Raw genomic sequence first — 7,800 nt, forward strand, 5'->3', positions numbered from 1 at the left:
CCAAGCCGCTCGCCTCCGGCTACCGCCTCCGCAAGGTCCTCCTCGCCGCCCTCATCCAGGGCGCGATCTACTCCGTCGTGAAGGCACTCATCGACCGCGGCGGCGCGCGTGCCTTCGAGCGGTGGACCGGCGATTGGCCGGAAGAGTGACCTCGACGCGGCGGGCATGCGGCCAGTCACCTTGCTGGTTGGCCAGGGCGCTCTACCCGCCTGCGCCGAGCTCCTCGAGCTCGCCGAACGGGTAGCGCGCCCATCGTCCTCACGCTCAGGCAAGAGACGGCTTTGACCACGGCAAGCCCTGTGAGGTGGGTCAGTCCGGCTCATCGGGAATCACGCCAGCGCTGTCGCCTTCGACGGCTGCGTCACGCTGGTGCTGCTCGGCACCGACTTCGCCTACCGCGACTTGCTACCGCCCGGAGAGCGCGTCATCCAGCTCGACCTCCGCGGCGCCCACATCGATCGTCGTACGCTGGTCGATGTCGTCTTCGTCGGCGACGCCCGCGCGCGGCTTCAGGCGCTGCTGCCCATGGTCGCCAAGGCGGAAACCAAGCACCTCGAGGAGGCGCGGTCCACCTGCCAGAACTGGCAGCGCCGCCCAGCTCGAGCCGGCCGACCGGCGTACGAGTCGGGACGCAAGGGCCCGCTACGACGGACCGTCGACAACCCCGAGCACAAGGCGCGGCCCGAGCTCGTCGCCGCGACGGTCGACAGCTGGCCGACTCCGACGCGATCTTCACCAGCGACACGATGGCGAGCCAGGTTGCCCCACAGATCGCCCTTGGCGCATCTCAGCGACGTCAGCATCACCCGCACGACGGTGATTGTTCCCGACCCCGCACGTCCGCCAGCCGCACCCGGGGAGCGTCGCGCTCGGCATTGACCCGCCTGGACTAGGAAGCGTTGGGCTCGGTAGTCAGGACGAACTAGTCCACCAGATCGTTCGGGTCCCGATGGGCCAATCCGCCCGGAATGGCTTGAGACTTTCTTAGCCTGGCTGGGCCCGCTGCCCTCCAGCGCAGCGCCCTCTCGGACACTTGGAGCACCGCATGGTTCCCTCAGCTGCCATCCTCCGGCCGGTGATGTCGCGCCAGCCGACCGACGCGAGGCACGCCTGGTGCGCGCCGTCGTACGGCTCGGGTGGTGCGGCATGAGCTCGACGCTGTACACGATCGGAACCGCCCTGCGTCGAGCACACGACAACGGGCGCCAGGTCGCTGTGCTCGTCGAGAGTCACTGGCTCGAGGGCCGCGTCGCCGCTCTCGACGGCTACGGCGTCCTGCTCGACCTCGACGAGGAGTGCGAGCACTCGGTGGTGAGGCTGGAGAGCATCTCAGCCGTGCGTGTCCACGGCGCGGTCCCCGCCGAGCCGAGGTCGGAGGACTACGAGCCCGCGAGCCACCTTCCTGCTCACGCCACGTTGCAGCCCGTCTAGGTCGAGGAGTCCCGCCCTGGGTCGCCCCCGAGAGAACCTCGTCCGCGCGGGAGCCCGTCCCCATGCTCCGGTGGCGCCGGACCAGCGCGTGTGACGTCGGGTCGAAGCGTTCGCGGGTCTCTTGCACTCCAGTGCCGAAGATGTGCCCCTAACCTATGACATTAGGTAAACAGGGCGCAGCGGAAGGCTCTCGCCGGTCGCCTTCCGGCTCGACCCGACCTGCGGGGTGCCCGCCTACCTCCAGCTCGTCCAGCAAGTCGAACACGCGTTGCGGCTCGGCTACCTCAAACCTGGCGACCAGCTGCCCAAGGTCCGCGAGGTCGTCACCGACCTGGCCATCAACCGAACCACGGTGCTCAAGGCGTACCGCGACCTGGAGCACAAGGGCCTCGCCTCCGGGCGCCCGGGACGTGGCACCTTCATCGACGCCGACCTGGCCGACGTCACTCTGCCCGAGCTCATCGAGCTGCGAGGGGGTCTGCGCACCTGGCTCGCGAAGGCGGACGCCGCCGGCCTGGACGACGGCGCGATCGCCGCTCTGGTCACGAGCACCATGCGGGATTTCTCTGAGCGCCGCGACGCAGCGACCGATCGCGGCGAGTCGGCAAGGGCAAGCGGGGGCGCCCGGTGAACGTCATCGAGACCGCCGCCCTCGGCCGCCGCTACGGCGCGACGTGGGCCTTGAGAGACTGCGACCTCACCATTCCCGAGGGTCGCCTGGTCGCGCTGATCGGGCCCAACGGCGCCGGCAAGTCCACGCTGCTGAACATGATCGTCGGCCTCACCGTCCCCACGGCCGGTGACACCACCGTGCTCGGCGGCCACCGAGCGGGCTCACCCGCCGCCCTGGACGGGATCGCCTACGTCTCCCAGGAGATGCCGCTCTATCGGAACCTGTCGGTCGTCGACCTGCTGCGCCTTCGGGGCCGTCGTGGAATGGCGCCAGCAGCCCCTGGTCGACTACGGCATCGCCAGCCGACTCGACTCGGCGACGTTCGGGTCGACCGGCATCGCCGCCGGTGGCTGGGCAGTGCTCGGGTTCGCGCTCGGAGCGCTGGCCGGCGTCGTCTGGCGGCGGGTCCTGCCGGCGCTGGCGACCGCGTTCGCGGTCTGGTTCGGCCTCGCGTACCTGGCTGCCGAGCATCTTCGCGACCACTACGTCGCCCCGTTGCGCACCACCAGCCTGAACGTTCCCTCGCACGCAGTGCAGGTCTCGCAGCGAAGGACGGTGTCCCGGTGACCAACGCGCAGGTCGACCGGATCCTGGAGTCCTACGGCGCCCAGGTGGGTGACCACAGCATCAGGGTCCACGCGACCCCGGCGGGACCGACCCGCTCCAGGCCCTGCTCCAGCACGGCTATCGCCAGGTCACGACGTACCAGCCGGAAGGGCGATACTGGGCGTTCCAGTGGATCGAGGCCAGCTGGCTGGTCGTGCTGTCGGTAGTGCTCCTGGGCACGGTGTTCTGGCTCGTGCGACGCAGGACCGCCTGACTCCCCCCGGGTCGGTGCATCGCGGTGGCAGCGACTCAGCGTCCCATCCGTGCCCGACCACGGGGCCGGGTGTCGTTGGTAGGTACGCACTGCGGACGTCTCGTGCCCAGCGAGATCACAGGCCGAGCATCACAGGCCGAGCATCACGGGAGTGCTCGGGATGTCGCCGGCGATCAGCGCCGCCAGCGGTGCTCCGATGGCACGCGGTGAGAACAGGTCGGGTCCGTCGTACTCGACGATGTCGCTGTACCGCCACCAACGCAGCTCGCTGATGTGCTCGGCCGCGAGGTCGTCATCGGTCAGCGCGCCGCGGGGTTCGAAACGCGCCGTGCGGACCAGGAAGTAGTCGTTGACCACCCCGTCGTAGCCGTCCGCGAGGCCAGGCGCGGCGACCTCCTGGTGCCAGACGTGAGGCGGGTCGGCGTCGACGACGAGCCCGGTCTCCTCGAGCAGTTCCCGGCGCAGTGCGGCCAGCGTCAGCTCGCCGGGCTCGATGCCGCCGCCGGGGGCTGCCCACACGCCTGGTGCGTCCGTCGGCACCGCGGGGTGCGGGACGCTGAATCGGCACAACAGGACTCGGTCCTCTTCGGCCAGGATGATCGCCCTGACGGCACGTCTCAGGCTCCCCGCGGCAGACGTCTCGCTCACACATAGATCTTCGGCGCGTCGGGGCCGAGCCCGCAAGCCGGCTGCCAGGTGGGCGCCCTGGTCATGCTCGTGCGATGGATTGTCGTCAACGGCAAGATCGATGTCGTGTCGGACTACCTGTTCTCGGGCACGCCGACCGAGGCCGCTCAGACCTCGCCAACCGAGCGTTCTTGACTCCTGGCCAAGCCAACAGGGGATGCTGCGCATCTCGGGCAAGCTCACCAAACCGCAGGCCGCCGGGCTTGAGCGCCGACTCGGATCCGTCGCCGTACGGCTTTGAGGGGCACCAGGTCTACGCCGACCCGGCCCAGGCCGGTCGTCGCTTGCACGAGTCACCTACGTTGGAGCCGGGACACCTCACGCAGCGCCCGCCTCACCCACTCCCCGCGGATCGGCGGGCGTTGTCGGGGCTCGGAGTCGGTGCGCTCAACCTGCGGCCGTTGCCAGGCAACCCCCAGAAGCTTTACCCGCGGCTGAGTGACCCGACGCCCACGACGGCGTTGTTCCCCGTGACAGCTTCGTGCCTCCCGGCCGAAGCAGGAGCGGGCGCCACCGAAGGCGACGGAGGTGACGGCCTCCGATCTCGGGTTGGCGCCCGCTCCTCGCACGTCGGCTCCGCGAGCTCCTATGCGTCGGTCGGCCGCCAAGCTATCCGACCCCGAAGTCGCGGCCTATCATCTGTGACCGATCGGAGGAGGCTCGGTTGCGCACCCCGCAGCGTCATTCCCGTGTTTGCCACTACCGTGGTGCTCACGCTGACGCCGCTGTCCCGGGCCAGTGTGTCGTCCGGCTCCGTGATCCATTTCCCCGGGCGTCACGCGATGCACAACAGGAAGCAAGCGAACAAGTATCTGACCGGCACGCCACGCAGCTTCTGTCGCTGGGCCGCGAGGTACGGGCACAAGATCGCTCCGGAGAGCATCTGCGGAAGCACCGGAGGTGTGTTCATCCGGAAGTACGACACCCAGGGCTTCGCGGCGGGCTACCAGGGTGTGTCTAGCGCTCCGAACACGCTCTGGGCCAGGGCGGATGGGAGGTGGCGTCTCGCCGCCGCAACGCAAGAGGCGTACTTCGGCTGCGGGAGCCGGCACAAACTCAATGGTCCCGAGCGCTCTGGGGTCCACCAGTGCTTCACGGCGGACAGCAGGGTTGTCAGGTACCACCAGTCCTGAGACGGGAGCACCCTCCCCGGAGCGTGCTCGTCCCGGCCGGCCGGCAGCACCTGAACGGTCCAGGCTTTCGAGACGATGCTGTCCCTGCAACCCTGGTCGAGAACGGCGTCTGCCACCGACTCGCCGGCAGGGACACTGCCGACACCCGTCACGATCGAGACCGAGGACCGGAGGCTGGAGTCCCACGGGTCACACTTCCTGGCCCCAGTTGGCACTTCTTGGGGGTTGCAGCGGCCAGGAAGTGCCAAATCCCCCGCTTCAGCGGGGGATTTGACGTAGTCCGACGAATGGGAGCCTGTCTTGCACCCGTAGAGACCGAAGCAGGGCCACGGGAGACCCTGCGCGATGTCGGCGTGTGCCCTGGCCTTGGCAGCGGCGAACCGCACGGGACCTTTGAGCGACGGGTTCCCGTCGTGACCCGGCTGCGGACTCGTGTGCCGGCCTAGGAGCGGTCGCGTCGCCGCTGCCGGCTGCTGCAAAGGGGTGCCGGGCACAGGTGCCACAGGAGCGTTCAAGTCGTAGACTCGCCTTGCGGGAAGTTTCTCGCAACACACCAGGAGGGATCATGTCGCTCCTCTTCCGGCGCCCGATAGCCGGGTTCCCATCGCGGGTTGCACGCATGTGGAGGGCTGTCTGCGACACCCAGTGCGCCAAGGCCTGCAAAGTCGACCGTGAGTTGATGACCCTGCGCACCGATCTGACACGCCACGCGGGCTGGAGTGCGGGCGGCATGCAGTAGAGCCGCCAAGTCGGGGCTGACACCGAGTGCATTGCAACGCCGATTCACTCGGTGCTAGTTTCGAGCGTTTCACACTTCTGGGGGGAGGTTGGCAGTGGGTTTTCCCTGCCTGGGCCCGCGGCGAGGCCCCGCGAGAGCAGCTCTGGCGCTGACCGTTGCCGGGCTGCTGGGTGCCAGCCTGATCGGCAACCCGTCGGCGTGGGGTGAGAAGTCCTCTCCGACCAAGGCGGTCGGCGCGAAGGGTTGGCATCGCAAGGCCGTTCCGTTCCCAGCGGACTGGCAGTCGACGCTGGCGCCCGACACGTTGACCTCGGTCTCCTGCGCGAGCGCTCGCTCGTGCATGGCCGTGGGGGAGTACCACAACGACTTCGTGTACGCGCCACTGATCGAGCACTGGAACGGAACGAGGTGGGACTCGATGACGGCGCCGGCTCCCGCGACGGCTCGCCCGTATCACGACTTCTATCTCGAGCGGGTGTCATGCCCGGCCGCCAACTGGTGTCTCGCAGTCGGCAACTTCACGGTCTACGGCAGCCCCAGCACAAGGTTCCCCAACGGGGTCCGCAGCTATCCCTATGCCGCGGTCTACGACGGTGTCGCTTGGGAGGCACTGTTCACCGACGCCTTCCAGCTCAACGACGGGACCGGCTACCTGGACGGGATCTCGTGCCCCAAGGTCGAGCGATGCGACGCGGTCGCCTCCACCGGCAGCAAGAAGCACCGCGGCGGCCTCTTCCGCTTCGACGGCACCGGCTGGTCCCGGTTGGGCCCGGTGCCGAGGACGAGCGGCGTCACCGCGGACCTGCATGACCTCTCCTGCGCCAACCTGAGTCATTGCCGGGCCACCCCCGACGGGCCGAAGGTTGCGACGTGGAACGGCCACCACTGGTCGGTCAAGCGAGCCGGCAAGGGCAAGTACCTCGACGACATCGACTGCCCGACCGCCAAGGACTGCGTCGCCGTCGGCGGAACCACCACCGGCCCGGTCGGGACCTCCACGCACTCGGAGCTGTGGGCCCGGCGCACCTGGCACACCATGCCCAAGGCACGCGACCATTCCAGAGGCTTGGACCAGGTCTCGTGTCCCACGACGAGGTCGTGCTACACGGTCGGCGGCTACTACCGCCCCTACGTCGCCCGGTGGAACGCTGCGAGTGGAAAGTGGGCGGTGGCCAGGCCCAAGATCCCGGCGCACTACTACGCGGTGAGGATGACCGCGCTCGACTGTCCGACGACGAAGTTCTGCATGGGAGTCGGCGAGCTCGATCCCAACTCGGTCACCAGGCACGACGGGCTGACCAGCTGGACGTTGGGCGGCTGAGCCTTCTCGCAGGGAAGAGCGCAGCCAGCGTGTACGCCGTGCGCGCCCCCAGTCGTGCCCGACAACGGCCACGCGCTCCAGCCCATCACGGCCATCAGGTCGATGACGTACTGGGCGAGGGCGGGCCCCGAGCCATCGCGCACCGTCGTGGGATCGGATAAGGGGGTCTCGCCGTGTCCACGCAGGTCCGAGACGAGCACTCGCCATCCGCCCTGCGCCAGGGCATTCCTCAGGGATCCCACCCCCGGGCGGCATCCGGCCAACCATGGACCAGGATCGCCGTCCCCCGGACGTCAGCCGGCATGGTTTCGGTGAAGCGGACAGAAAGCGTCGAGGTTGCGAGGTGCGGCAGCAGGAACTTCTGTCAGGGATGCCGTCAGGTGACGGAGGCTGTCGGTCAGCTGCACTCTCCGGTGCTGGTTGCGGTCGCGAGCACTGCTTTGAGCCCTTCGCGGTCGCGGAGCCGGCCAGCGACCATGTACGCGTCGTCTCCCTGGTAGCGGTAGTCCACGAAACGGGTCTCGCCGCCGGGTGGCGTCCAGCGGTAGCGCAGCTCGCCGCTGGCGGCGTCGCCTCGGCCGTGCCCGCGGACCTTGATGACATGCAAGCCCGACGTCCCTTGCAGGGCTGCGACCTTGCTCTTGAGCTGGGGACGCAGGGCTCCCTCTCCGCGGTAGCCCATGGCGAGCACGTCGGGTCGTGCGCGCGCGTTGAAGCGAGCCTGGCCCTCGGGGGTGAGGACGATGGGCCAGCTTCTCGGCGCCGTGATGCTCATGTCTGCGCCCTGAGACGTCCAGGTGACCGTGCGGTACCTCAGGTGGGTGCCGAGGGCCGAGCGCTCGCCTTGCTGGCCGGCCCCGAGCGCGGGTGCGGCAGTGGCCAGGCAACTCAGCAGTGCTGCAATGGCGGGAACAGCGTGACGTCGATTCATGGTTCGTCCTTCCGGGCCGAGGCCGCTCTCGCCGGGTATGACGATGCCGGTGTCCCGAAGGTTGT

Annotated in this window: 10 protein-coding genes and 1 pseudogene; 9 read left to right on the forward strand and 2 right to left on the reverse strand. The window is 68.9% G+C overall.

Going from position 1 to position 7,800, the window contains the following annotated elements; translation table 11 throughout:
* The 6 genes and pseudogenes from VHW64_RS02930 to VHW64_RS02950 form a co-directional block, all read left to right on the forward strand.
* A partial coding sequence (locus VHW64_RS02930) for a DUF4235 domain-containing protein (RefSeq protein ID WP_329649019.1) occupies positions 1 to 149 on the forward strand: 149 nt, incomplete at its 5' end.
* A gap of 220 nt (positions 150 to 369) precedes the next feature.
* Complete coding sequence (locus tag VHW64_RS02935) at positions 370 to 879, forward strand: hypothetical protein (RefSeq protein WP_329649010.1); 510 nt, start codon at positions 370 to 372, stop codon at positions 877 to 879.
* A gap of 267 nt (positions 880 to 1,146) precedes the next feature.
* Positions 1,147 to 1,431 carry a hypothetical protein gene (locus tag VHW64_RS02940; protein WP_329649011.1) on the forward strand — a complete coding sequence of 95 codons (285 nt, stop codon included), beginning with the start codon at positions 1,147 to 1,149 and terminating at the stop codon, positions 1,429 to 1,431.
* 226 nt (positions 1,432 to 1,657) lie between these two features.
* The gene (locus tag VHW64_RS02945) at positions 1,658 to 2,062 is read left to right on the forward strand and encodes a GntR family transcriptional regulator (RefSeq protein ID WP_329649012.1); all 405 of its coding nucleotides are present in this window, start codon (positions 1,658 to 1,660) and stop codon (positions 2,060 to 2,062) included.
* A pseudogene (locus VHW64_RS20245) lies at positions 2,059 to 2,319 on the forward strand (ATP-binding cassette domain-containing protein); the annotation flags it as partial. The gene VHW64_RS02945 and the pseudogene VHW64_RS20245, both read left to right, overlap by 4 nt.
* A gap of 43 nt (positions 2,320 to 2,362) precedes the next feature.
* Positions 2,363 to 2,671, forward strand: a complete 309-nt coding sequence (locus VHW64_RS02950; protein WP_329649013.1) for a hypothetical protein — start codon at positions 2,363 to 2,365, stop codon at positions 2,669 to 2,671.
* Positions 2,672 to 3,053: 382 nt separating this feature from the next.
* On the opposite strand, the gene VHW64_RS02955 is transcribed toward VHW64_RS02950, so the two are convergent.
* A complete protein-coding gene (locus VHW64_RS02955; RefSeq protein WP_329649014.1) occupies positions 3,054 to 3,572 on the reverse strand; it encodes an NUDIX domain-containing protein in 519 nt (172 codons plus the stop codon).
* Positions 3,573 to 3,620: 48 nt separating this feature from the next.
* Between VHW64_RS02955 and VHW64_RS02960 the strand changes: the two genes are divergently transcribed.
* From VHW64_RS02960 to VHW64_RS02970, 3 genes are all read left to right on the forward strand, one after another.
* Positions 3,621 to 3,746 (forward strand): hypothetical protein, encoded by a 126-nt coding sequence (locus tag VHW64_RS02960; protein ID WP_329649015.1) that lies wholly within the window; start codon positions 3,621 to 3,623, stop codon positions 3,744 to 3,746.
* A gap of 554 nt (positions 3,747 to 4,300) precedes the next feature.
* On the forward strand, positions 4,301 to 4,744 hold the full coding sequence (locus VHW64_RS02965) for a hypothetical protein (RefSeq protein ID WP_329649016.1): 444 nt from the start codon (positions 4,301 to 4,303) through the stop codon (positions 4,742 to 4,744).
* A gap of 833 nt (positions 4,745 to 5,577) precedes the next feature.
* Complete coding sequence (locus VHW64_RS02970) at positions 5,578 to 6,804, forward strand: hypothetical protein (RefSeq protein WP_329649017.1); 1,227 nt, start codon at positions 5,578 to 5,580, stop codon at positions 6,802 to 6,804.
* 397 nt (positions 6,805 to 7,201) lie between these two features.
* On the opposite strand, the gene VHW64_RS02975 is transcribed toward VHW64_RS02970, so the two are convergent.
* A partial coding sequence (locus tag VHW64_RS02975) for a hypothetical protein (RefSeq protein WP_329649018.1) occupies positions 7,202 to 7,800 on the reverse strand: 599 nt, incomplete at its 5' end.

The sequence above is a fragment of the Nocardioides sp. genome, from assembly GCF_036267815.1.
In the GTDB taxonomy this organism is placed as follows: domain Bacteria; phylum Actinomycetota; class Actinomycetes; order Propionibacteriales; family Nocardioidaceae; genus Nocardioides.

What these genes read in the sequence shown, in the direction of transcription:
- VHW64_RS02940 (WP_329649011.1), top strand. Translation starts at nt 1,147, where the DNA reads ATGAGCTCGACGCTGTACACGATCGGAACCGCCCTGCGTCGAGCACAC.